At 63.0% G+C, this 22,759-nt stretch carries 19 protein-coding genes; 9 read left to right on the top strand and 10 right to left on the bottom strand.

The genetic code is table 11. The annotated features are described in order from the left end of the window. Positions 1-12: 12 nt before the first annotated feature. Together Hhyl6_RS20595 and Hhyl6_RS20600 are read right to left on the bottom strand one after the other, a co-directional pair. The gene (locus Hhyl6_RS20595) at positions 13-3,069 is read right to left on the bottom strand and encodes a PAS domain-containing protein (RefSeq protein WP_483741129.1); all 3,057 of its coding nucleotides are present in this window, start codon (positions 3,067-3,069) and stop codon (positions 13-15) included. A 175-nt stretch (positions 3,070-3,244) separates the two neighbouring features. Continuing rightward, positions 3,245-4,642 (bottom strand): response regulator, encoded by a 1,398-nt coding sequence (locus Hhyl6_RS20600; RefSeq protein ID WP_483741130.1) that lies wholly within the window; start codon positions 4,640-4,642, stop codon positions 3,245-3,247. Between the two features lie 300 nt (positions 4,643-4,942). Here Hhyl6_RS20600 and Hhyl6_RS20605 point away from each other — a divergent pair, with 300 nt between their 5' ends. Next, positions 4,943-6,274, top strand: coding sequence for a permease (locus Hhyl6_RS20605; RefSeq protein WP_483741131.1), 1,332 nt, complete (start codon positions 4,943-4,945; stop codon positions 6,272-6,274). Between the two features lie 40 nt (positions 6,275-6,314). On the opposite strand, the gene Hhyl6_RS20610 is transcribed toward Hhyl6_RS20605, so the two are convergent. Continuing rightward, positions 6,315-7,304, bottom strand: a complete 990-nt coding sequence (locus tag Hhyl6_RS20610) for a ring-cleaving dioxygenase (protein WP_483741132.1) — start codon at positions 7,302-7,304, stop codon at positions 6,315-6,317. A 152-nt stretch (positions 7,305-7,456) separates the two neighbouring features. After that, on the bottom strand, positions 7,457-8,764 hold the full coding sequence (locus Hhyl6_RS20615; RefSeq protein ID WP_483741133.1) for a cytochrome P450: 1,308 nt from the start codon (positions 8,762-8,764) through the stop codon (positions 7,457-7,459). Positions 8,765-8,868: 104 nt separating this feature from the next. On the opposite strand from Hhyl6_RS20615, the gene Hhyl6_RS20620 reads away from it, so the two are divergent. The 3 genes from Hhyl6_RS20620 (at position 8,869) to Hhyl6_RS20630 (ending at position 11,542) form a co-directional block, all read left to right on the top strand. Then, on the top strand, positions 8,869-9,492 hold the full coding sequence (locus tag Hhyl6_RS20620; protein ID WP_483741134.1) for a hypothetical protein: 624 nt from the start codon (positions 8,869-8,871) through the stop codon (positions 9,490-9,492). A gap of 817 nt (positions 9,493-10,309) precedes the next feature. Then, positions 10,310-11,257 carry a PfkB family carbohydrate kinase gene (locus tag Hhyl6_RS20625; protein ID WP_483741135.1) on the top strand — a complete coding sequence of 316 codons (948 nt, stop codon included), beginning with the start codon at positions 10,310-10,312 and terminating at the stop codon, positions 11,255-11,257. A gap of 135 nt (positions 11,258-11,392) precedes the next feature. Next, positions 11,393-11,542, top strand: a complete 150-nt coding sequence (locus tag Hhyl6_RS20630) for a DUF7557 family protein (protein WP_483741136.1) — start codon at positions 11,393-11,395, stop codon at positions 11,540-11,542. Between the two features lie 90 nt (positions 11,543-11,632). Here Hhyl6_RS20630 and polX read toward each other — a convergent pair whose 3' ends face one another. The 3 genes from polX to Hhyl6_RS20645 form a co-directional block, all read right to left on the bottom strand. Continuing rightward, positions 11,633-13,360, bottom strand: coding sequence for a DNA polymerase/3'-5' exonuclease PolX (polX, locus tag Hhyl6_RS20635; RefSeq protein WP_483741137.1), 1,728 nt, complete (start codon positions 13,358-13,360; stop codon positions 11,633-11,635). Positions 13,361-13,420: 60 nt separating this feature from the next. Continuing rightward, positions 13,421-13,807, bottom strand: coding sequence for a VanZ family protein (locus Hhyl6_RS20640; RefSeq protein ID WP_483741138.1), 387 nt, complete (start codon positions 13,805-13,807; stop codon positions 13,421-13,423). A 225-nt stretch (positions 13,808-14,032) separates the two neighbouring features. Next, positions 14,033-14,464 carry an ester cyclase gene (locus Hhyl6_RS20645; RefSeq protein ID WP_483741139.1) on the bottom strand — a complete coding sequence of 144 codons (432 nt, stop codon included), beginning with the start codon at positions 14,462-14,464 and terminating at the stop codon, positions 14,033-14,035. A gap of 375 nt (positions 14,465-14,839) precedes the next feature. Between Hhyl6_RS20645 and Hhyl6_RS20650 the strand changes: the two genes are divergently transcribed. Then, positions 14,840-15,262 (top strand): universal stress protein, encoded by a 423-nt coding sequence (locus Hhyl6_RS20650; RefSeq protein ID WP_483741140.1) that lies wholly within the window; start codon positions 14,840-14,842, stop codon positions 15,260-15,262. Positions 15,263-15,352: 90 nt separating this feature from the next. On the opposite strand, the gene Hhyl6_RS20655 is transcribed toward Hhyl6_RS20650, so the two are convergent. Further along, complete coding sequence (locus Hhyl6_RS20655) at positions 15,353-15,778, bottom strand: CBS domain-containing protein (protein ID WP_483741141.1); 426 nt, start codon at positions 15,776-15,778, stop codon at positions 15,353-15,355. Between the two features lie 524 nt (positions 15,779-16,302). Here Hhyl6_RS20655 and Hhyl6_RS20660 point away from each other — a divergent pair. Next, a complete protein-coding gene (locus tag Hhyl6_RS20660) occupies positions 16,303-17,223 on the top strand; it encodes a universal stress protein (protein WP_483741142.1) in 921 nt (306 codons plus the stop codon). A 21-nt stretch (positions 17,224-17,244) separates the two neighbouring features. Here the strand turns inward: Hhyl6_RS20660 and Hhyl6_RS20665 are convergent, their stop codons facing one another. Continuing rightward, positions 17,245-17,625, bottom strand: coding sequence for a Zn-ribbon domain-containing OB-fold protein (locus tag Hhyl6_RS20665; RefSeq protein WP_483741143.1), 381 nt, complete (start codon positions 17,623-17,625; stop codon positions 17,245-17,247). 2 nt (positions 17,626-17,627) lie between these two features. After that, positions 17,628-18,785, bottom strand: a complete 1,158-nt coding sequence (locus Hhyl6_RS20670) for a thiolase domain-containing protein (RefSeq protein WP_483741144.1) — start codon at positions 18,783-18,785, stop codon at positions 17,628-17,630. A gap of 655 nt (positions 18,786-19,440) precedes the next feature. On the opposite strand from Hhyl6_RS20670, the gene Hhyl6_RS20675 reads away from it, so the two are divergent. The 3 genes from Hhyl6_RS20675 (at position 19,441) to Hhyl6_RS20685 (ending at position 22,383) form a co-directional block, all read left to right on the top strand. Beyond that, complete coding sequence (locus tag Hhyl6_RS20675; protein ID WP_483741145.1) at positions 19,441-21,069, top strand: PHA/PHB synthase family protein; 1,629 nt, start codon at positions 19,441-19,443, stop codon at positions 21,067-21,069. 295 nt (positions 21,070-21,364) lie between these two features. Next, positions 21,365-21,805, top strand: coding sequence for a DUF8147 domain-containing protein (locus Hhyl6_RS20680; protein WP_483741146.1), 441 nt, complete (start codon positions 21,365-21,367; stop codon positions 21,803-21,805). Between the two features lie 173 nt (positions 21,806-21,978). After that, positions 21,979-22,383: a helix-turn-helix domain-containing protein gene (locus Hhyl6_RS20685; protein ID WP_483741147.1), complete on the top strand. Its 405-nt coding sequence runs from the start codon at positions 21,979-21,981 to the stop codon at positions 22,381-22,383. Positions 22,384-22,759 lie beyond the last annotated feature (376 nt).

A 22,759-nucleotide genomic window follows, 5' to 3' on the forward strand; every position in this document is an offset into this window, starting at 1 on the left:
GATACCGCTGCGCTATTCGCCGCGACCGGTCGGGAGGGAAACCCGGCAGACTGTTCCGCGTTCGGGGTCGACGGTGAGAGAGAGCGTCCCGTCGGCCGACTCGACGAACCAGCGTGCGAGCCAGATTCCGATGCCCCCAGAGTGTGACAGCGGCCCCTCGACGTCGGCGTCCAGCACACGGAGTTCCTCCTCGGAGATACCGGGGCCGTGGTCGGCTATCTCGACGACCACTCGGTCGGGGTCGTCCTCGTCGACGCCGGCGAGGAGGACGACTGGATACGTCTCACCACCGTACAGCACCGCGTTTTCCAGCAACTCGACGAGTGCCAACTGCAGGCCGCTCGTGACCTCGACCGTCGTGTCGCATTCGCCACCGCACCGAGTCACGAGTGTCGGAGTCACGCGCTGTGTCAGCCACGCCCGGCACTCCGCGAACAGTTCCCGCACGGACATCGATGCGGCGGTGTCTTCGTCCAGATATTCGATGGCCCGGCGCGTCTTCTCGGCCGTCGAGAGCAGGCCGGTTATGCGCCTCTGGATGGTGCTCCCGGCCTGCTCGACGGAGAGGGTCCCCTGTTCGAGCATCTCTACGTTGGCCTGCACGACGTGCGCGTGCGTTCGCAGGTCGTGGCGGAGGATTCTGTTGATGACCGAGAGTTGGGAGTGTTGCCGTCGCAGTCGGCGCTTCCGGTCCCGTTCGGCCGTGATGTCCTGTATCGCCGCGATGACGTACTCGATACGCCCGTCGTCGCCGAACAGCGGCGAGGCGTTCACCCGAACCCAGATGGAGTGCTCCTCGCCGGTGACCACGCCGTGTTCCTGTCCGAACACGTGCTCTTGGGTCCGTAAGACTCGCCCCACGGGGAGTTTGGATTCGGGAATCGGGTTCCCGTTTTCGTCCACTATCTCCCAGTCCCCGTCGTAGTAGGTCCGGTCGAGCATCTCTGTCACAGAGAGGTCCAGGGTGTCGATTGCGCGTTCGTTGACTCGGACGATGTCGCCGTCGGTGTCGATGACGGCGATGCCGACCGGACTGGTGTCGAACAGTCGCTGCTGGAACTCTCGCTCGCGTTCGAGTTGCTGCATGGTACGTTGCCGTTCCAAGACCGTCCCGAGTTCGGCCGCGATTGTCGTCACGAGGTCCAGCAGCCGGTCGTCGTCCTCGCGGACGTGTCGCGTGAAGAACGTGAGGACGGCCACGACGTCGTCGTCGCCGGCTATCGGCACGCCGATGGCGGACCGGAGGTCCGTCTCTTCGACGACGTCGTGCCGGACGAACGTACCGCCGGTGGCGTCTTGCACGTCCGGGAGCCACTCGGGTTCGCCTGTGTCCCACACCCGACCTGGAAGGCCCGACCCGCGCGCGAAGGAGAGTTCGGTCGTCGCCCGGGTGAACGAGGGCGTCAACTGGTCGCCACCGCTCGCGTACGTCGTGTGGACATGCACCGACTCGTCCGCGGGAACCCACGCTTCGCCGTACGCGAGTTCGGTCCGGGCACAGACCGCTTCGACGACCGACTCGAGTGCCGCCTCGAACGAGTCTGCTCCGGTCGCGATGCGAATCACGTCGCTCAGGAGTTCGCTCTCCTCAACGCTGCGGCGTCGTTCGGTGACGTCCTGGTAGTACACGGAGAGGCCGCTCTCGGAGGGGTAGACTGTCACCGCCGTCCACATGTCGAGCGGCGGATAGTACTCCTCGAAGGTGCGTGTTTCCTGTTCCCGCATGGCGCCACGGTAGTGCCGTTCGTACTCCGTGCCGACCGCATCCGGAAACGCCTCCCAGAACACCTCCCCGAGGAGTTCGTCTTCGCTCCGGTTCATCAACTCGAGTGCTCTGTCGTTCACGTAGGTGAACTCCCAGTCCCTGTCGAGGGCGAACAGCGCGTCGCTGATGCGTTCGAGCGTCTCGTCCAGTTCCGCCCGGAGCGATTCGCGCTCGGTCACGTCGATAGACTCCGCGAGCAACGTCACCAACTTGCCGTCGTCGTCCGTGACTGGCCGAACGACGCAATCGAACGTGCGGACGGCACCGTCGTGGCGGACGTGCTCTACATCCAACCGCACGAACTCGCCGTCACGGGCCCGCCGGACCGCGTCTCGAATGGCCTCCTTGCTCTCCGTGGAGTGGGTCCACCACGGCGTCTCCCAGAACGGTTCGTTCACCACGTCTTCGTCGGTAGCGTCGACGAAAGCCAGCGCCGCCTCGTTGGCTTTCAGCAGGTTGCCGTCGGTGTCGAGCAAGCCTGCGAACGTCAGTGGGTCGTTGAAGATGGCCTGCGTCTGGAGCTCCATCGATTCCAGTTGTCGCTCGCGCTCTACGCGTTCCGAGATGTCGCGGCCGACGCCACAGACGTACGACTCCGACCAGTTCGGATGGTCGAGTCGCACGCCGGTCAGTTCGAACCGCGTCTGCTGTCCCGACTTCCCGACCATATCCGCCTCCACTTTCACCCGGTCGCCGTCCGCGGCGTTCGCGAACGCGTCGGCGATGAGTAACCGGTCGTCGCCCGCGAAGAACTCCATTGGGCCCATCCCGTCGAGTTCGTCGTCCGTGTACCCCGTCACCTCTTTGAGGCTCTGATTCCACCAGGCGAGGTTACCGTCGAGGTCGAAGAAGTAGACGATGTCCTCGACGTTGTGCAGGCCCGCGATTCCGATGCCGGCGGGAACGTCGGCCCGCGACGTCTTCGGCGAGGACATCATCTCGAGGAGACGGTTGGCGACGAGCGGAAGCCGCTGGTCTTCGAGTCGCTGGACGAGGTCGGTCGCACCGCACTCGAACGCCGTCCTCGGGGAGACAACTTCGGCCGGGTCCAGCACCACGACCGGAACGTCGGTGTCGCGTAACCACTCGGTGAACGCGCGCCACTCTCCGTCCTGACTCTCGGCAGTGACCAGTACAGCGGCCGGCAACGACGTTCGGACAGAGCGGCGGGCCGCGTCTACCGACTCGACGGTGCGAACGCCCACCGTCGACTGCCGACACGCAACCTCATCGACGAGGGTTTCGACGGGCCCGGAGGGTGCCACGGCGAGGACTTCGTGTTGGAGGAACGCAGACGGGGACATCTGTATTAGTACGCAGAATTGTACATCCTAATACAAAACCATGTCCACTGTAAGTGGCAACGATGTCGAGGGTCTAGAGAGCGGTTACCGCGGACACTCTCGCTTCGCGATTGACCGGTTGGCGGCGGACCGTTCGGAGACCACTCGATTGACGTCGCTGAGGAAATGAAGACGGCTACGCGTCGGTAGACTGGGTTCCACGAATCTCGAACCGGGCGCCGCCCTCGTCGCTTTCTGCGACAGCGATCTCCCAACCGTGGAGTTCGACGACCCGCTGTACGATGTGGAGTCCGTAGCCCGGGCCGTCTTCGGTGGTCGAATATCCCGACTCGAACACTCGTTTTCGCTCCCGCCGCGGGATGCCGGACCCGTCGTCCTCGACGTAAAATCCGGTTTCTCCGAGGGCGCCGACGCGGACGACGTCCGCCCCGCCGTGTTCCAAGGCGTTCCAGAACAGGTTCTCGAATAGTTGCCGGAGTTGCGTCTCGTGTGCCTCGAACCGACAGTCGCCCCGAGTGTCTAACGCCATCTCCTCCGAAGAGACGGTCTTCCACGCGTCTTCGGCGCTGGCCTCGAGAGTCACCTCCGACAGTTCCAGTTCCTCCCCCCGACCGACGCGAAGCAGTTCGTCGATGAGGTTCCGCATTCGGTTGTGTGCCTTCGCGACTTCGTCGAGGTGTTCGAAGTCCCCGGTCTGCTGTGCTAGCTCCAACTGTCCTTCGGCGACGGTCAACGGGTTCCGAATGTCGTGTGAGACGGTGTTGGCGAAGGACTCCAAGATTCTGTTCCGGCGTGCGATTTCGCGTTCGCGCTCCTTCTCCTCGGTGATGTCCCGCGAGTGGACGAACAGTCCCTCGTCCACCGGATACACCCGCACTTCGGCCCAGTAATCGGCCGGTGGGAACTCCACCTCGAAGTGTTTCGGTTCCCGCGTGGCCATCGCCTCTCGAAACACGTCTTGCGTCTTCAGTTCGCGTGCTTCCGGGAACACGTCCCAGTACGACCGGCCGAGAACCTCGTCGGGTGGGTTGCCGGTCCGGTTCGCGATACGCTGATTCCAGTAGGTGATGTGCCAGTCGGTGTCGAGCATGTAGAACCCGTCTGCGTGCTCGTAGAGTCCGAACAACCGGTCTCTGGTGACCTGCGCTAACCGCTCGGAACGCTGCTGTTCGACGGCGTTCCGGACTTGTTTCGTCAGGAGTTCGAACGTCTCCGGGCCGCTCTTCTGGAGGTACGTGGTCACCCCGGCGTTGATGGCTTCGGTCGCGACTTCCTCACTGCCCCTGCCGGTGAAAAGGATGAACGGGAGGTTCGGGTACTCCTCTCTGACGGCGTTCAGGAAATCGATGCCGTCCATGTGGGGCATCTGGTAGTCGCTGACGACGCAGTCGACCACCTCTGTCGAGAGCAGTTCGAGACCGCTCTGTGGGTCTGTCTCCCTGACGACCGTAATCTCCTCGCCGATTTTTTCGAGGTACACCTCGACGAGTTCGCCGAACTCCGGTTCGTCGTCGACGTGGAGGACGCGGGTCTCGTGGGCGCCCAGTGGCGAATCTTGGAGCGAGTCTGTCATCCCCGAATAATTTTCAGCCACGTTAAAATATCTCGAGCCACCATATATAAAATATCGGCTCCAGTTATTATCAGTAAGATTCGGGAACAGACGTTCAGCTATCTGCTCACATCGACGACGTATCGCCGTGAGCTCCGTATTCCGAAGCGCCGTGGGAGACCTCGTGCCCCGAATCGACGGACTACCGTTTGGAAGGCAAAGTTCACCTCCAGGTTTCGTTTGGGAGCGACAGTTCTGGACCTGCTTCAGACACGTTCGATAGCCACAATCCCGTTAGGTCCTTCGCCCCATGGTCTAGCCATGGACCGAACGGAGTACGCAATCTTGACAGTCGTCGCCCTCGCGACGGTCGGCATCGGCGTATTCACGACGACGAAGCCATTGGGGACGTTCTTCGTCGAAAGCACGCGCCAGTTTCTGACGACGACGGCGGCGATGGCGTGGATCACGTGGTGGGCGCTGGTCATCGGGTTCGCTATCGCCGGCGGCGTCGAGGCGTGGACCTCCAAAGAAGCGATTTCGGACCTCTTGGAGGGCCACGGCCTGCGGGAACTCGGTTACGGGTCGCTGTTCGGGTTCGTCTCCTCCTCGTGTTCCTACAGCGCCATCGCCACGGCGAAGAACCTCTTCAAGAAGGGCGGGTCGGCGGCGGCGACCATCGGTGCGTTCATGTTCGCCTCCACCAACCTCGTCATCGAAATCGGGGCGGTCATCTGGATACTGCTCGGCTGGCAGTTCCTCCTCGCGGACGTCGTCGGCGGGTTCGTGCTCATAGGCATGATGGCGTTCGGGTTCATCTTCGTCGTCCCGGACGAAGTGGTCGAACAGGCCCGTCAGAACGTCCGTGACGAGGAGGACGAGACGGTACAGGACCCGGTCTGCGGGATGGAAGTGAACCCTGACGAGACGGAGTACTCGACGGAGCACGACGGGACGACCTACTACTTCTGCTCGCAGTCCTGCAAGGAGAGTTTCGACCCCGAGGCGGCCAACACCACCATCCCGGAGAAGGCCACCTCGCTCGCGGGGTGGCAGGAACTCGCCGACAAGCAGTGGAAGGAGTGGGGGATGCTCTGGGACGAAATCGCTATCGGGTTCGTCTTCGCCGGCCTCATCGCGGGGTTCATCCCCGAGCAAGTGTGGACGTCGGTGTTCTCGGGGCCGACGTTCGGCGTCCCGGTGTACGTCTTCTGGACGGCGGTCCTCGGCGCGGTCATCGGCGTCGCCACGTTCGTCTGCTCCGTCGGGAACGTGCCGTTCGGGGCCGTCCTGTTCAGCAACGGCCTGCCGTTCGGGAGCGTCCTGAGTTACATCTACGCCGACCTCATCGTACCCCCCATCATGGACGCCTACCGGGAGTACTACGGGACCAAATTCGCGGCCATACTCTCCGGGATGATTTTCGTCTCGGCGGTCGTCACCGGGTTCGTCATCCACTTCGTGTTCCTCGGACTCGGACTCGTCCCCGACCCCGGGAGCGTCCAGATTGCGGAAGTGAAGATAGAGATGAACTACAAGATGGTGCTGAACGTCTTCGCCACCGCGTTCTTCCTGTTCCTCTACTGGCTCCACCGCACGGACTCCGTGGGTGAGAGCGGCGGACACGGCGAGCACCCCCACACCGCGGACTGACGTCGTTCGGCGACGTGGTGGCGAAACCACCGCCACCCGCTCAGTCGTCTGCCTCGGCCGCCTCCGCCCGCGGAACCGTCACGTCGGTCAGTTGGGCCTCGATTTCCTCGCGGCGCTCCTCGAACTCCCCAGGGAGGACGAGACGCCCGCCGAGTTCGGCGAGCGGTTCGTCGCTGGTGTAGCCCGGACCGCTCGTGGCGAGTTCGAACAGCACGCCGCCGAACTCGCGGAAGTACACAGAGCGGAACCAGTGGCGGTCTATCTGCTGAGTCGGGCGGAGGCCGGCCGATTGGACGGCCTCGCGCATCGCCTGTTGGTCCTCGTCGGTCGGCGTCTGGAAGGCGACGTGGTGGACCGTCCCGTGGCCCTGCCGCCCGCCCCGGATGGTCGGGAGGACGTCGACGTACTTCCCGACCGGGCCGGCGGCGGCGAAGCGGGTCCGTCGGTCGTCGGGGGTGTCCCCCGCTCCCTGTTCGGTCCCGACCTCATCGAACCCCATCGTCCGGAGCAAGTCCTCGGTGGGTTCGGGGTCGGCCAGCCAGAGTGTCACCGAGTGGAACCCCCGGATGGCGTGCTCCTCGGGGACGAACTCGGTCCACGGCACCGTCGGGTCGTCCTCGGGAATCTCGACTTCGACGAGTTCGACCGGGAGGCCGTCCGGGTCCCGGAACGGGAGGACTGTCTCCCCGAACCGCTCGATGCGGTCGTCGTACTCGACGTCGTACTCCTCGAACCGCTCCTCCCAGTAGTCGAGACTCCCCTGTGGGACGCGGAAGGCTGTCCGGGAGACCTGTCCGGACCCGACCGTTCCCTGCGTGAGGTCTTCCCACGGGAAGAACGTCATGCTCGTCCCGGGCGTCCCCTCGGCGTCCGCGAAGAAGAAGTGGTACGTGCCGGGGTCGTCCTGATTGATGGAGCGTTTGACGAGTCTGAGTCCCAGCGTTTCGACCCAGAAATCCATGTTCCGCTGTGGGTCGCCCGCGATGCACGTCACGTGGTGGATGCCCGGCGTCGGTGTCGGATTCGTCATTGCCGGAGGGTAGGTCTCGAACCCACTTCAATACGCGCTGACGCGAGTGTTACCGGGTTGCATCGGTACAATCGGCCGTCGTCACTCCCTCGGCGACGTCCCCAGCCACTACGGTACCTTGGTTGCCCCGGTGACCGCCCGGTGAAGTGGACTTACCGCCGGTCGGTGAAGCGGACGGTGACCGGGCCGGCCGGTTGAGAGGTCATCTGGGGAGCGACTTCGACGTCGGCCGTCGCGTCGAGGTCGTAGCGCCTGCCGATTGCCGCGAGGACCGCCTTCATCTCGAGGCGTGCGAAGTGCCGACCGATGCAGATTCGCGGGCCGCCCCCGAACGGGACGAACGCGTAGCCCCGGTCGTCCGACGACTCCTTGTCCCACCGTCCCGGGTCGAACGTCAGCGGGCACTCGTAGAAGCGAGAATCGCGGTGTATCGACCAGATGCTGAACAACACCTGCTCGCCGCTCGGAATCGTGTGGCCGCCCACCTCGACCGACTCGGTGGTGAGGCGAGGGAGCGCGTGGACCGGGGGGTAGAGCCTGAGCGCCTCGTCGAGTATCCGGTCCAGTACGTCCAGTTCGCCGAGGTCCGAGAGGGTCGGTCGACCGTCGAGTACGTCGTCGAGTTCGGCGTGGAACCGCTCCGTGACGTCGGGGTGTGTCCCGAGCAGGTGGAGCGCGTAGGTCATCGCGAGGGCCGTCGTCTCGTGGCCTGCGAACACCATGCTGACGACGTGGTCGAGCACTTCCTCCCGGTCGAACCCCGCGTCAGGGTCCGCTTGCAGCGACGCCAACGTCGCGAGCAAACTGTCTTCGGCGGGACTGTCCCCCGTCTCGGCGAGGAGAGCGCGCGCCCGGTCGCGGAGTGCCGCAGAGCCACGGCGGAACCGGTACCGCGCTGGGGTGGGCACCCAGTTGGGGAGCGCCCACGACGTGGGCTTGAACCAGAGGTTGAGCGCGTGCGCTACTTCGGAGAGGTCCGCCAGTTCCGCCGCGGAGAGCGACTGGCCGAGGACGACTTCGAAGAGGTTCTCCAAGGCGATGGCACGCATCGCCTCGTCGACGCGGACCTCGCCCTCAGCCGCCCACCCGTCGATTCGCGCCTCTGCCACGTCCGTCATCGTCTCGGCGTGGGCACGGATGCGCGCCGGGCTAAAGAACTCGGACATCGCGTGCCGCTGTCGCCGCCACTGTTCGCCGGTCGTCGAGAGGAGCGTCTCGCCGAACGCCACCTCGAAGTCGTGCGGCTTGGTGAACGTCTCCCGGTTCAGCAGGCCCGTCTCGACGTGGTCCGGATGCGCGAGGACGTAGACGTCGCGCCCGAACAGTCGCATCCGAAAGACGTCGCCGGTCGAAGCGACCGACTGCCGGATGAAGCCGAAGGGGTCGCTCGCGAAGGCGGCGGCGTGGCCGACGACCGGCCGGCCCGGCGGTGCGGGCGGAAGCGAGTTCGTCTCGGACATGTCTGTGGCGGAGAACGGCGTGTCCCTAAGTCGTTGGTCATTCGGCGTCGGGACGACGGAGAAACCGAAAACGCCATGTCAGACAGGAGAGGGCGCTACGATACATGTACGAGGAGATGGCACAGACGTACTCGGCCGTGTTCTCGCCGGAGGTGTTCGTGCTCCTCTGTGGGGTGGTCGCTATCGGCTACGAGTGGCGCGGGTCGCCGGACCGTTCGGTGCGGGGGCTCTCTGCACGCCTCGGCGTCCTCTCAGTGGCGTGGAGTATCGCGTTCGCCGTGTACAAGGGGGTTCCCCGGGTGCTTGGGCCACTCCCATCCTGGGGAGCAGACGCTACGGGGAGCGTCGGCCTCGCTCTCGGTCTCTCTGTGCTGTGGGTGGTGTGGCGAGGCCGAGCGTGGGGCCGGCTCGTTTCGACGTTCGCCGCCGTTCTCGTCGGTGTAACCGTTCCGCACCTCCTCATCACGCCGGTCTGGGACATCTCGACTCACGTCCTGTACACGGCGACGCCGGCGGGCGTCCTGTGGCTCGCCGACCGCCGGTTCGCACCGCTCGCGCTCGTACCGGTCGGGATGGTCGTCAGTCGACCGCTCGCTGGCGCGCACACGTGGCCACAGTCCGTCGCTGGCCTGCTGCTGGCCGTCGTCGCGCTGGCCGCCTTTCGCGCTGTCAGCGACCAGAGTGAGGGTGGAGTGCTCGGGACAGCAGACGCTACCGACGTGGAGTGATTCGACACTCTGGGCGGTCACTGGCCGGGAACACTCACTCGCGAGGAGAGCAGGATTGTCACTATCTCACAGTCGCCCAGAATTTCACAAACTTCGATATACTGCCCGAGTCCATACGACCGGTTCGACACAGCAGTTCGACCTGTGTCACGCTATCTGCAAGGACAAATTTCGTCCGTGATGTACGTACCGACCCCGTCACGATAGCCAACGGTTGTACACACACCAACCAGAACTCACGGGGCCGATAGGTAACTTACTCGGTGTCGATGGATTCTCCACAAGCCGGGCATTGGCGCCGATTTCCGCTCGTTTCGAGCCCTGAAAGTTCGCCGGTCCAGCCACACATCGGGCACTGGATGAGAGCAGAGTCAGACACGCTTGGATGCGTGGGTACAGCCTCGCGAGGCAAAAGAGTGGTGGCGGTAATGAGGCCGAGTCGCCGGGCCGCCTCAGATTCCCTCGGAGACGAAAATACGGCGCTATCGGTGGAGTTAACGTTTCCAGAATTTCTATTTGTAGACAATACTGTGGTGCCCGTGGCGGCATTGTTTCCACGTGGTTCGTCCGACAGTCATCGTGGGCGGCGACGCGGCCGGGGTGGGCGCAGCGAGCAAACTTGGGGAGAGACTCCGAATCGGAACGCAATCGTCTTCGAGAAGGGGGCGTGGGTGCCCTCCGGCACACGGTGAGACGAAGACGCGGTAGGCGGCGCGGTACAGACCTCACCATCGGTCGTCTCCTGAGCCGCCTCAGCCGTACAGAAAACGGAAGCTACTCGTAGCAGTCCGGCGTCGTAGCAGCTAGACTTCGACACATGGGACAGGTCGTAAGCCTCGGAAGCGTCAACGTCGACAAAGTTCGGACAGTCACGCCTGCCGAAATCAGTCAGTTCGAAGCGCAGTACGAGTGGTTCCCGGCGCGCGGAGAAACGGTTCGAGTCGAGGCTCTCCCCGACGAACTCGCCGAGGACTACGACAGTGTCCAGCAGGGGGGCAAGGGGGCGAATCAGGCGGTAGCCGCGGCGAAGGGAGAAGCGGAGACAACGATGCTCGGAAAGGTCGGTAGCGATGCCGAGCAGTTCGACGTGTTGACCGAACTGGAGCGGAGTGGGGTTAGTACCGACCGAATCGGTACCGCACAAGTCCCGACGGGAACGGCCCACGTGTTCGTCGGCGCCGATGGAGAAAGCTGGATACTCGTGCGGGCGGGTGCCAACGGGGCAGTCGACGACGCCTACGTCCGCGACCAGTTCGACGCCGTGTTGTCGGCCGACTGTCTCCTGCTACAGAACGAGATACCGGTCGACCCGGTGGCGAAATTGCTCGCCAAACTCGGCGACGAACCGTCCCGACCGACCGTCGTACTAGACCCGGCACCTGTCGACGGTGTCGAGCCACTACTGGACTCCGGCGTGGTCGACTATCTCGTCCCGAACGAACGAGAGTACGAGGTTCTAGAGCCCCACCTGCGTTCGTTCGAGGGCGTGGTCGTCCGCACTCGCGGCGGCGACGACGTCGTCGTCGAGGGTGACCAACAGTTCACGGTCACGCCGCCGAGCGTCTCGGTCGTCGATACGACCGGTGCTGGGGACGTGCTCAACGGATTTCTGGCCGCCCAACTGGCAGCGGACGAGTCCTTGCGGACCGCGTTGCAGAACGCAACTGTAGCCAGCGCACTGTCGACGCGGTCCGAGGGGGCACGAAACGGGATTCCGACGCTCGAACGCGTGCTGGCGTTCCGACAACGGGCAGGCGCTCTCTGAGACGGCCGGGCTCCTCGATAGCTATCAGTTCTCGACCACGGCTTCGACGAGCGATGTCACTACACTGGAACGACCGCAATGCTATATGGTGCTCCTCCACGTCTCTAGAAACGTACCTACGGGAGCACGTACACCATGACCTACACCCTCGAAATCAGCGACGAACTCAGGGAGCGACTGAACGGCCACCTCGAAGAGGACGAGACCTACGAGGAGTTCATCGAGGAACTGCTCTCGATGTACGAGACAGAGGGTACGTTCCTGCAAGAGGGGTACTCAGAGTGACCATTCGGTGACACACTGTCGCAGTGTGAGAGGGTCTCTGACGGCCCCTGCTCCGCAACGATTCGCCGAGCATCGCGTCTAGGTGACCGGTCACGCCTCGAAGAACGAGCGCAGGTCCTCGAGCGGACGTGTGTTCAAGACGTCTGTCGCCTCGCACCACCCCCGGCGGGCCTGCGACACCCCCAGATGCATGTAGTCGAGTTCCCCCGTGGCGTGGGCGTCAGTCGAGACGACGTACCGAACCGTCTCCCGATGCGCCTTCACCGCCTGCCAATCGAGGTCGAGACGCGCCGGTTGGGCGTTGATTTCGATTGCCACACCCTCCTCCGCAGCGGTCTGAGCCACGGTGTCCATATCCAGCGTCAGCGGGTCGCGCTCGTTTATGAGCCGACCCGTGGGATGAGCGACGACGTCGACCGGGAACTCCGTCATCGCGTGAGTCAGGCGTTCCGTCGCGTCCGCCGGCCGACTGTGGAGTCCAGCGACGACCACGTCACAGTCGTCGTACCACTCGGACGGCAGTTCTAACCCCTCCGACGTGATTTCTGCCTCGATACCCTGCAAGACGGTGACGTCCACGTCGTCGGCGTCGTTGACCGCGTCGACGTCGGTACACTGCCGCTCGAAGGACTCGGCGTCGAGTTTGCTCGGGATGGGCGCGTTCGGTCCGTGGTCAGTAAGCAAGATGTACGCCAACCCTCGCTCGTCGGCGGCCTCGGCCATCTCGCGGACGCTGTGTGACCCGTCAGAGTACTCCGTGTGTATTTGCAGGTCCCCTCGTACGTCGGTACGTTCGACGAGATTCGGCAGTTCGCCTGCTGCGGCCGCGTCCACCTCGCCCGTGTCCTCTCGCAACTCCGGCGGTATCCACGCGAGGTCGAGTGCGCTGTAGACGTCGGTCTCGGTATCGCCTGCGATACGGTCCCCGACCCGCTGGCTCCCTCTGGGGTCGTCCACGTTCGCCACGTCGAACAGGCCGTACTCGTTGAGCTTCCAGTCGCGCGCTATCGCCCGGTTACGGAGGGTGATGTTGTGCGCTTTGGACCCGGTGAAGTAGACGAGTGCGGCGCCGTACTCGGCCGCTTCGACGAGTCGGAGGTCAATTTGGAGGTCACCAGAGACGACTACCGATACCTTCGTTTCGCCGCGGGCGAGTACCTCTCGGACGTCGTCGTGGGTACAGAACTGCTCGATGGCCGTCTCGGAGTCGTTCGTCGTCGCCAACACGTCGATGTCGCCGACAGTGGGGCGGCGGCGTCGAAACGAGCCGACGACGTCTACGCTGTCGAAGGCGTCGGAGTCCCGAAGCCGCGTCTCGACGCTCTGCGCTATCGGGAAGGCCCGTCCGAGGAGCATCCGCTCCTGTCCCCGTTTCGCTCGCGCTACGTGCTCGCGGATGTTCTGCTGGGACTTCTCACCGAACCCGTCGAGTTCGGCGATGCGCCCCTCTTCAGCGACACGTTCCAGGTCCTCCAGCGTCGCGACCCCGAGTTCGAGATAGAGCCGTTTCGCCGTCTTCGGACCGACTCCCTCGACGCTGGTTATCGCCTCGATATCGATTGGGAGGTCCGCTCTGAGTTCCTCGTAGTACGCCATTTCGCCCGTTTCGAGGTACTCGGCCACTTTCGACGCGATGGATTCCCCGACGCCCTCGATGTCCTCCAGTTCACCTCGCTCGTAGACGTCTTCGATAGGTTCCGAGAGCGACTCGATGTTCCGCGCGGCGGTGCGATAGGCTCGCGGCTTGTACTCGACCGCCTGAATCTCGAGGAAGTCGGCTATCTCTCGCAGTCGCGCCGCAATTTCCGGATTTTTCATCTCGGTCGCACCTCGTGGTTGTTACGTTCGCTCGCGCCGGGGAAAAGTACGCACCCTGTATTACGGGTCTCGTCTCGGTGTGCCGTTCGTTGCGTACCAGCCCAGCACAGCGAGGGACGCTCCGAGCAAGCCGGCGACGACGTCTGCGACTTCGAAGGCGCGCCCCGGCACCCGTTCTTGGACACCCCCGGTCACCACACTGTGCGCAGTCGAGAGACACACCGCGAGGGTGGCGGCTTCCTCCGCGGTACGTCGGCCGTCACCGAAGGCTTCGGCCAGCGCCACGGCGTACCCGGCGTGGCCGACGAAATGCAGGAACTTGTCCGGCCCCACTCGTTCCCAGCGGGCACGACGTTCGAGCGGCGACGGCACGATGCCCGCTAAGAAGAGCGCGACCGTACTGAAGGCGACAAGCCTCCAGCGACCATCGAGTGGACGACCGTGCATAGTGACGCTACGTCCTGTATCGGTTTGACGGTGCTGGAAGTAGAACTCGTCTTCGAGCCATCCGGGCAAGTGGAAATCGTGCGCTTTGATTCTCTCGTATATCGTTCGAAGAACTCCTTGTCCCTCCTTCGGGACTGCACCGAACGATAGCGTGCCACACTCGCTAATAGGGTCACCCCGGGTACTACGAATCACCGGGAGATGGAGTGTAGTGTCGCTACCGAGTCACTCCGCCGGCTCTATGACGCCCAGTTGTTCTAGAATCCCCTGTTGGTCGAAATATACGTGATGTTCTTGGATTTTGCCATCCACGACGCGAATCTTCCCCATCCCCATGAACTCGGCCGTGTTGTTCGTGGCGGGAATGCCGTTGAACTCCCCATCGTGTGTCATGTGGTACTTGTTTTCCGACATTACTGTGTCATCGCTGGCGAGCATATCCACCACTTCCACGTGGAAGTCCGAGAATCCACCAACGACGGACCGGATGAACGACTCCAGCCCATCGTGGCCGTGGACCTCACCCCCGGGCGCTGCCGGGTCGACCATCGTGAAGTCTTCGGCGACGATATCCGAGATGTCGTCGTAGTCCCGTTCGTTCCAGATAGTCATGTACGTTTGGACGATGGATTCGATGTCTGCTGTGGCTCGAGACATAGTTCGAATCTGGATGGTTCGGCAGCGAGCATCGTAATTAGCTAGCTAGCGATGGTAACTCGGTCTTATCTGGCCGCGGCAACTACCTATCTCGCGGCAGACTCTGGACAAACCAACGCTCGATGCACGAATGCGTTCCACGGTATTCAATCCGGGTTCTGAAACCCGTCACCTGCCGAGGGTTTCACGAGACCGTGGCGACGTATCGCCCTCGTTGGAATCTTAGCCGGCCCTATCGGGCCTGTAGTAAGTTTCGGTCTACTCCTGATTGGCGGTCGTCCGGTGGGGCTGGGACCGCATCGTGACGGGAGTACTGGCTACCGGGACGTGAGAACCGCCAGACTACTCATTAAACTGGGGCCCGAATAGAGGAACGTGTACGAAAACATACTCGTCCCCACAGACGGTAGCGAACAGGCCGACCGGGGTGTCGAATACGGGATAGACCTCGCCGAGGAACACGGCGCTCACCTGCACGTGGTGTTCGTCGTCGACGAAAGCGTGTACGGCGTCACGCCAGCCTTGAGCAGTTACGAGGCGTTCCTCGAAGAAATCGCAGACGAGGCCGAGGACCTCGTCGAGGACGTCGTCGAGGAGGCCACCGAACGTGGCGTCGATTCGAGCACCTCGGTTCTCCGAGGTCTCCCCCACGAAGTGATTCTCGAATACGCGGCGGACAACGACGTCGACGTCATCGTCATGGGCAAGCGCGGTGCGGCGGGAATCGAGGCTCCTCACATGGGGTCAGTTACCGACCGCGTCGTCCGCGCCGCCGACGTCCCGGTCATCCCCGTGTGAACCCTCGAATAGCCGTAGAACACGCCGACACGGTGGCGGTGAGTGGTCCGCCGCCACTCGTTTCGAATCTATCGTGGTACCCTGGACCCCTCACTCTGGAGTGTACTCGCGGGACTGTCCCTCGATAACCGTGGCGACGTCTTTCAGCATCTCACCGGTGGTGGCGACGACGTCGTCGAGGGTCGCAATACCGGTGAGGTTCCCATTGTCGTCGACGACGGGGATGCGACGCACGAGGCCCTCCGCCATCGTCTCGGGCAGTTCGACCGCGGTAGCGTCTTCGTGAATCGTCACCGGGTCGGGCGTCATCACGTCGTCCGCGGTGAGCGTCGAGACGTCGCCGTCGTCGGCCACCGCCATCGCGATGTCACGGTCGGTGACGATACCGACCGGCTTGTCGTCCTCGACGACGACGAGGTCGCCGAGTTCCTCGTCTCGCATGGTCTGTGCGAGGTTCATTACTGTGGTATCTCTGCTAGCCGTCACAGCCTCGACTGCGAGGTTCTTGACTGGCATGGCCACTCAGACATATGTCATCGAGTGTGAAATACTGTTCCCCCACTTACTACGGCCCGGGAATTGGATATCTATTCTACCCTCGAAAGAGTACTGGCGGCTAGCATGCGAACACAGCGCCTCGTTTCGATGGTCGACAGCCAGCACCGCCGGTCAGACGGTCCGCGCGACCGCTCATGAGCGTCAGTGGTCTGTGTCAGATTTGCGAGTCCGCACCCGCCGAATACCGCTGTGTGCGATGCGGAGCGTTCGTCTGCCCCACCCACTTCGTCCGTGAGGCCGGGGTATGTACAAACTGTATCGCGTCTGTCCGAGATGCTGAGACCGGGTAGAGGTCGATGTGACGTCCCGCTGACCTACCGCATCAGACCCGTGGTAGCGTCTCCATCGGAAATGTTCGTGAGTCGGCGCGTTCGTACGGTGTATCACTCCTCGAACACGGTAGGCCAGTAGACCACTGGAGGGCGACCGACACCTGTGGCAGGCCCCGGCGTGCGATTCTCGTCCCACGAGAATTGGTCACAATGATTTACGCCGTCGGTGACGTATCCTCGGATAGAGACATCATGTTCGACCGAATCCTCGTGTCGACAGATGGGAGCGACGTCGCCGACGCCGCAGCGGACGCAGCGATAGCCCTCGCGGAGCGGTTCGATTCGGACCTGCACGTCGTCCACGTTGTCGAACCGTACGAACTCCCGCCAGGAATCATCGACGAGGGGGCCGGTGACCGAGCGCACGAGGGCGAGGAAGCAACCACGAGAGTCGTCGAGATGGCGGCGGAGGCCGGAGTCGAAGCCACCGCAAAGGTCATCGACGACAGCGGCGGGACACACGTGGACATCCTCAACTACGCCGGAAAGCACGACGTCGACTGCGTCGTGATGGGGACGTACGGACGGACCGGTCTGGACCGGTTCGTCCTCGGAAGCGTCGCCGAGTTGACGCTTCGTGAGTCACCCATTCCCGTGTTGACGGTACACGAGGAGGCGGTGCTAGACCCCGAAATGGACTCGATACTGGTTCCCACCGACGGCAGTGAGAGCGCGACGGCGGCCGTCGACCACGCTACCGACCTCGCCTCGGCGACTGGTGGGACCCTCCACGTCGTCCACGTAGTCGACACCGGTATCGTTCCCGGCGGAGTCGCCGTGGGGAAAGTCATGGAGGCGCTCGAAGAAGCGGGTGAACGAACGATTCGAGAGACCATCGACCGTGCCGACAGGGCGGGAGTCACGAGCGTCGAAGCGTCGGTTGCGAGTGGCCGCCCACACCGCGCGATAACCGACTACGCGGCCGAGAAAGACGTCGACTGCATCGTGATGGGGACGCACGGTCGGACCGGGTTCGACCGCTACGTCTTGGGCAGCGTCACCGAGCGGGTTGTTCGGCTCAGCGACGTACCTGTCTTCGCTGTGAAAGCGGCGCTCGAAGACCGGTCCTGAACGCTCTGCTCTAGCACCCCCTCAGCTATCGGCGGGGCGGAACGTAAGCAGGTCCACGTCCCCATCTCGGGACTCCGTCCCGAGGAGGACAGGGTCACCGATGTCTATCTCGTCGGCCTCGGCGCCACGTAGTTGGCCGGTCAGCGTAACTCCCTCGTCAAGTTCGACGAGTACGGCGGTGTACGGCGTCTCGTCGTGGAACTTCGGCGTGGTGACCGATATTTCGGTGAAGGAAACGACGGTACCGCGCCCGGAGAGGGGGCCTCGCTTCAGGTCCGGCCAGCCGCACTCCGGGCAGACGTCCCGCGGTGGGAGCGTCGCGTACGAACACCGTTCACAAGTCAGAAACGTCTGGTCGTCCGACTCGATGGCGTCAGTAAATCGGGCGAACCACTCGGGCATCGTTAGACACCTCCGAGGACGGTCACCGTGGCACTGGCGCCGCTACCACCCACGTTGTGGGCAAGTGCCACGTCAGCGTCCGGGACCTGATTCGGGTGGTTACCCTCGAGTTGCTTCGTCAACTCGACGAGTTGGCCGATGCCGGTCACGCCGACCGGGTGGCCCTTCCCGAGCAGTCCGCCGGAGGTGTTGACGGGAATCGACCCGTCGACGGCCGTCTCGCCGCTCACGGCCCCACGTGCCCCCGTTCCGCGCTCGTAGAACGAGAGCGCCTCGAGCGCGAGTATCTCCGCGATGGTGAAGCAGTCGTGCACTTCGGCCACGTCGACGTCTTCGGGCCCGATTCCGGCGTCCTCGTACGCCGCTCGGGCCGCACGCTCCGCCGCAGGCGTCCTGCTGATAGCCGCTCGGTCCTGTAGGGCCACCGCGTCGCTCGATTGGCCGGTCCCCATGACGGTAGCCGACGTGTCCAACTCGTGGTCCGAGGCGTAGGCCTCGCTGGCGAGGATGAGGACACTCGCACCGTCGGACACCGGACACGCGTCGTAGAGTGCGAGAGGAGTCGCGATTTCCTTGGACTCCAACACCTCCTCTTCGGTCAGTTCGCGCTGGAACTGTGCGAGTGGGTTGTCGACGGCGTTGCTGTGATTCTTGACCGACACGGCGGCGAGGTCGGTTCGGCTCACGTCGAACTCGTGCATGTATCGCCGCGCCATGAGCGCGTAGATGCCGGGGAAGGTGAGCCCCTGTTCGTTCTCGTAGACGTCGTCGGCGGCGTTGGCGAGTGCATCGGTGACGTGTTCGATGTCCGCGACGGACATCTGTTCGACGCCCCCTGCCAAGGCGACGTCGGCGGCACCGGACTCTATCGCCTGCACCGCGTGCCGGAACGTCGCACCGCCGGAGGCACAGGCGCTCTCGATACGGACCGACGCGGCGTGGCGCGCGCCGGCGTGGTCCGCGAGGAGGGGACCCATGTGCCCTTGGTCCTCGATGAGGTCACCCATGAAGTTCCCGACGACGACGGAATCGACATCGGTCGGTTCGAGCGCCGTCTCGTCGAACGCCGCCGCGGCGGCCTCACTGAAGAGTTCTCGCGACGACGAGTCTGGTCGTTTGTCGTACTTCGTGCTCGCGCCGTTCACGATTCTGACGCCCATCTGTACTCTTGCTAACACGAGCGCGTTGTTAACGATACCGGTGGTCCTTGCAGATGGGAATCGGACCCCATCGGACGGGGAACAACGAAACGGACGCCGGGAGTTAGGGTGGCACCGCTCGTTACATCACACTTACCCCAGAAGGAGGTGCTACGTGGGGGGATGGACACCGGTCACGAACTTGGCCGGACGGGAACCCGCTACGGAGGAGGTTCCGGTAGGCTATTTATAGGGTCACGGGATACTGTCGTGTCTCGTCCGGTGACGATGCGTGAGCCGTGCAGTTCTCGACGGAAACGGGCACCGAATATCGCCGCACTCGGGCCCACCTCACAATAGTACCTTTGTTACACGGAGCGAACTGCATCCTCTCGATGGTAAGTGGGTTGTAACGTGAGCGTTTCCGTCTGCGACACTGGTCTTCGACGCCCTCTCGCTCTATCGAAATCACCACACCTGGATTCGGTCGATGGCAGTATTCCAGGTGTACCGGAGTGACCAGTTGTGGACCGGCTATCGTCGGCCAGCGACCCGGAAAGCTATCAGAGTGACGGCCGAATGGGATACGTGGTGTCAGAACCGATGGCGGCAGACTCAATGCACGAAGAGCGCGTATCGAAACGTCACAATGCCGGGTGAGGAACGAGGGCTGTTCGTGAGTCACCTCGAAAGACTGTTAGACGCAGGTGTGACGAGCACCGAACGGGTGGCTGACAGCGTTCGACTGTCAGGTATCGCTGTCGAGCGAGCGAGAGATACGGCGTCCGTGACGGTCGGTCAGACTCCGAGCGACGTGGTCTATACCGAGAACAAACTCGAACTGCATCAATACCACGCGCTGACCGAGACGCAACACGAGGTGCCGATACTCGTCGTCTACGCGCTGATAAACAGGCCGTTCATCCTCGACCTGCAGCCAGACCGGTCGGTCGTTCGGCGTCTCCTCGAGGCCGGTCACGACGTGTACCTCATCGACTGGGGTGAGCCATCTCGGCTCGACTCCCACCTCGGATTGACTGATTACGTCACCCGATACATGGATAACTGCGTCGACGTCGTTCGCGACCGGAGTGGGCGGGAGTCGGTCAACGTTCTCGGCTACTGCATGGGAGGGACGCTTTCGGCGATGTACGCGGCACTCTACCCCCAAAAAGTCAACTCGCTGGGACTGCTGGCGACTGGTCTGTACTTCGACGACACTGGCGGCGTCCTCGAACGGTGGGGAGACGAGGACCACTACGACCCCCGTGCGGTCACTGATGCGTTTGGAAACGTTCCCGGTGAGTTTCTGGACGTCGGATTCGCACTCATGGACCCGGTGGCGAACTACGTCTCGAAGTACGTCGAACTCGCCGAACGCGCCGACAACGAGGACTACGTGAAGAACTTCGCTCGGATGGAGCGGTGGCTCTCCGACAGCGTCGACGTCGCCGGGACAGTGTACGCCGAGTTCGTCGAGGAGATTTACCAGAAGAACCGGCTCTACGAGAACGACCTCTTCGTCGGCGGGGAACACGCCGACGTGCGGAACATCGACATGCCAGTCCTCCAGATTCTCGGCATGTACGACCATCTCGTCCCGCCGGACGCGAGTAAGCCGTTCAACGACGTCATCGGGAGCGACGAGGTGACGACCATCGAGTATCCGACCGGTCACGTCGGACTCGCGATGTCGACGGCCTCCCACCGGGACGTCTGGCCCGAGGTCGCGGAGTGGTTCCTCGAACAGCAGGAACGGCCAGCGTTAGCAGACGTCATCGGTGAGGGCATCGAACGCGCGCTGGGTGTCGACGTCGAGACGGTCGTCACGGTCGGTGACGTACAGGACATCGAGATAGCCGTCGCCGACGACGATGGTGAGATAGCCCGAGCAATCGTCCGCCGTGACGCCCACAGCATCGAACAGTTCCTCGAGGAGACTCTCGGGGTGGAGATAGGGCTCGAAGTGGGTGAGGCCGGCATCGCCGTCGTCGTCGGACACGACGACGGCCTCACGACGACGGTAATCGACCACGTCGGAGCAGCGATTCGTACGGAGATAGACGAAGCGGTCGACGCTCTCGACGTCGCGACGTCCTACGACCTCGAAGACGTCGAGGGCATCGGCCCGACGTACGCCGGTCGATTACGAGCGGCCGGTGTCGACTCTGTTACGGCACTTATCCTCACTGACGAGGCCGCTCTCGCAGAGGTCGCCCAAACGAGTACCCGGGTGGTACGACAGTGGGCGGCCCACGCCAAGCGGTTACTGGGTGTCGACGAGACGAGTGAAAGAGCTCCGTAGAGTTCCCGAGAAAGAGCGCCTAGACGTACCTTTAGACCCAGCGTCACCGCTAACAGCGGTGGTACAACAGAATTGAAACCGTCACCCTTCGATTCACCGCGAGAATTCCCATTTCCCACTCATTTCTCCACAAATTAAAAAGCACACACCGATATACGTTCGAAAGTTCTCGCTTTGCGACCGTATTTGTCCACAGTATCCGATCGATGCAGACAGATAATCGAGTCCGGGGATCGAATTCTCTCGAGACGAGAATAGTCGACACAGTCATCCTCTCGGCGGCTGTACTCTCAGTATGGACAGATTCGCCAAAGCGATGGCCAGCCTTCTCGCCGGCGTGGGCTCGTTCCTCGTGGTCGGGGCTGGGGTGACAGCGGCGCTCGACCCCTACGTCTGGCCGTCTGCACTACTGGGGCTACCCGCTGGACTGGTGGCAGGGGTGGCCGCAGTGCCGCTCACGTATCTGGGCCTCACCTACAGGGAAGAGCGCACCGAGACCGGCGAAGCTTCAGAGAACACCCGACGACAGCTATGGACCACGGGTGGGGCTATCGCTGGGTTCGTCGTCGGCGGCGGTCTCGCAACGGTCGTCGTCTCGACGCAGGCGGTCGGTATCGCGTCGGCGATGTTACTGGTAGGACTCCCCATCGGTATTCTCACAGGGGCGGTGACCGGGTACCTCGTCTTCCGCCGCAATCGCTCAGCTCGCCCCCCGCGGGGGATATCCACTCAGTGAGTCCGCACGGAGCGAGAACCGACGTCCCGCACCACAGGACGTCCCGTCAACGGGCTGGCCCTGTTGCTGTGGGCTCAGGCCGCTAAACGCCGAGTGCAGATTGGTCTCAGACGCGATTGTGCAATTCTTACACAAGTCTTTTAACGGCCGGGCGTCTATGAACGCTAATAACGATGCCAGATTCGATGTCCGAACAACTCCAACAGGACATGGAGTGTGAGGGGCTCTTGGAGTGTTTCCACGGACTCAAGCAACTAGACAGAGAGTGCTTTCAGGCGCTCGTCTCCGCCGAGGAACCGTTGACTGTGGACGAGATAGCCGACGCCGTCGACCGGGAACGCTCGACGGCCTATCGCGCCATTCAACGACTGTTGCAGACTGGATTCATCCAGAAGGAGCAAATCAACTACGACCAAGGGGGGTACTACCACGTCTACTCGCCGACAGACCCATCGAAGATTGCGGGAGACATGCAGCGACTGCTCAACGACTGGTACGCCAAGATGGGCCAACTCATCCAGGAGTTCGAGACGAAGTACGACGAGCAGGCGGACGCGCCTACTCAAGTAGAAGGCTAAAATCGACTGATAGCCATTCTAACCGGCTTTCAGAGTCGTTCTCGTCCGGAACCTATCTCCGGATTATTGTTTCATCTGTGCAATTCCACCGCCGTGCTCGTACGCTGAGCGGGTGCAGTACTACGGTCTTTAGGCCGGAAGGATGTTCAGCCCGACTGGTTCTAACTGAATGTAATGGCAACCGATACTGCGGCCGCCGGTCCGGGCGAAGCAGTGGCCATCAGCTGACAGAGCGACCCGACGAACCCGTCGAGACTTCCGCCGCCGCCCTCCCGGACTTCTACGCGGGCTGGTGAGGGGCGTGTCAGACGCTCGAATCGGCCGACGAAACGCTCGTGGAATTCGGCCCCCAATAGGGGAACGGGCACCTCCGAAG

The organism is Haloarcula sp. H-hyl6, from assembly GCF_056934455.1.

What these genes read in the sequence shown, in the direction of transcription:
- Hhyl6_RS20680 (WP_483741146.1), top strand. Translation starts at nt 21,365, where the DNA reads ATGGACAGATTCGCCAAAGCGATGGCCAGCCTTCTCGCCGGCGTGGGC.
- Hhyl6_RS20655 (WP_483741141.1), bottom strand. Translation starts at nt 15,778, where the DNA reads ATGCCAGTCAAGAACCTCGCAGTCGAGGCTGTGACGGCTAGCAGAGAT.
- Hhyl6_RS20645 (WP_483741139.1), bottom strand. Translation starts at nt 14,464, where the DNA reads ATGTCTCGAGCCACAGCAGACATCGAATCCATCGTCCAAACGTACATG.
- Hhyl6_RS20605 (WP_483741131.1), top strand. Translation starts at nt 4,943, where the DNA reads ATGGACCGAACGGAGTACGCAATCTTGACAGTCGTCGCCCTCGCGACG.
- Hhyl6_RS20610 (WP_483741132.1), bottom strand. Translation starts at nt 7,304, where the DNA reads ATGACGAATCCGACACCGACGCCGGGCATCCACCACGTGACGTGCATC.
- Hhyl6_RS20600 (WP_483741130.1), bottom strand. Translation starts at nt 4,642, where the DNA reads ATGACAGACTCGCTCCAAGATTCGCCACTGGGCGCCCACGAGACCCGC.
- Hhyl6_RS20625 (WP_483741135.1), top strand. Translation starts at nt 10,310, where the DNA reads ATGGGACAGGTCGTAAGCCTCGGAAGCGTCAACGTCGACAAAGTTCGG.
- polX (WP_483741137.1), bottom strand. Translation starts at nt 13,360, where the DNA reads ATGAAAAATCCGGAAATTGCGGCGCGACTGCGAGAGATAGCCGACTTC.
- Hhyl6_RS20595 (WP_483741129.1), bottom strand. Translation starts at nt 3,069, where the DNA reads ATGTCCCCGTCTGCGTTCCTCCAACACGAAGTCCTCGCCGTGGCACCC.
- Hhyl6_RS20665 (WP_483741143.1), bottom strand. Translation starts at nt 17,625, where the DNA reads ATGCCCGAGTGGTTCGCCCGATTTACTGACGCCATCGAGTCGGACGAC.
- Hhyl6_RS20620 (WP_483741134.1), top strand. Translation starts at nt 8,869, where the DNA reads ATGTACGAGGAGATGGCACAGACGTACTCGGCCGTGTTCTCGCCGGAG.
- Hhyl6_RS20630 (WP_483741136.1), top strand. Translation starts at nt 11,393, where the DNA reads ATGACCTACACCCTCGAAATCAGCGACGAACTCAGGGAGCGACTGAAC.
- Hhyl6_RS20670 (WP_483741144.1), bottom strand. Translation starts at nt 18,785, where the DNA reads ATGGGCGTCAGAATCGTGAACGGCGCGAGCACGAAGTACGACAAACGA.
- Hhyl6_RS20660 (WP_483741142.1), top strand. Translation starts at nt 16,303, where the DNA reads ATGATTTACGCCGTCGGTGACGTATCCTCGGATAGAGACATCATGTTC.
- Hhyl6_RS20685 (WP_483741147.1), top strand. Translation starts at nt 21,979, where the DNA reads ATGCCAGATTCGATGTCCGAACAACTCCAACAGGACATGGAGTGTGAG.
- Hhyl6_RS20640 (WP_483741138.1), bottom strand. Translation starts at nt 13,807, where the DNA reads ATGCACGGTCGTCCACTCGATGGTCGCTGGAGGCTTGTCGCCTTCAGT.
- Hhyl6_RS20615 (WP_483741133.1), bottom strand. Translation starts at nt 8,764, where the DNA reads ATGTCCGAGACGAACTCGCTTCCGCCCGCACCGCCGGGCCGGCCGGTC.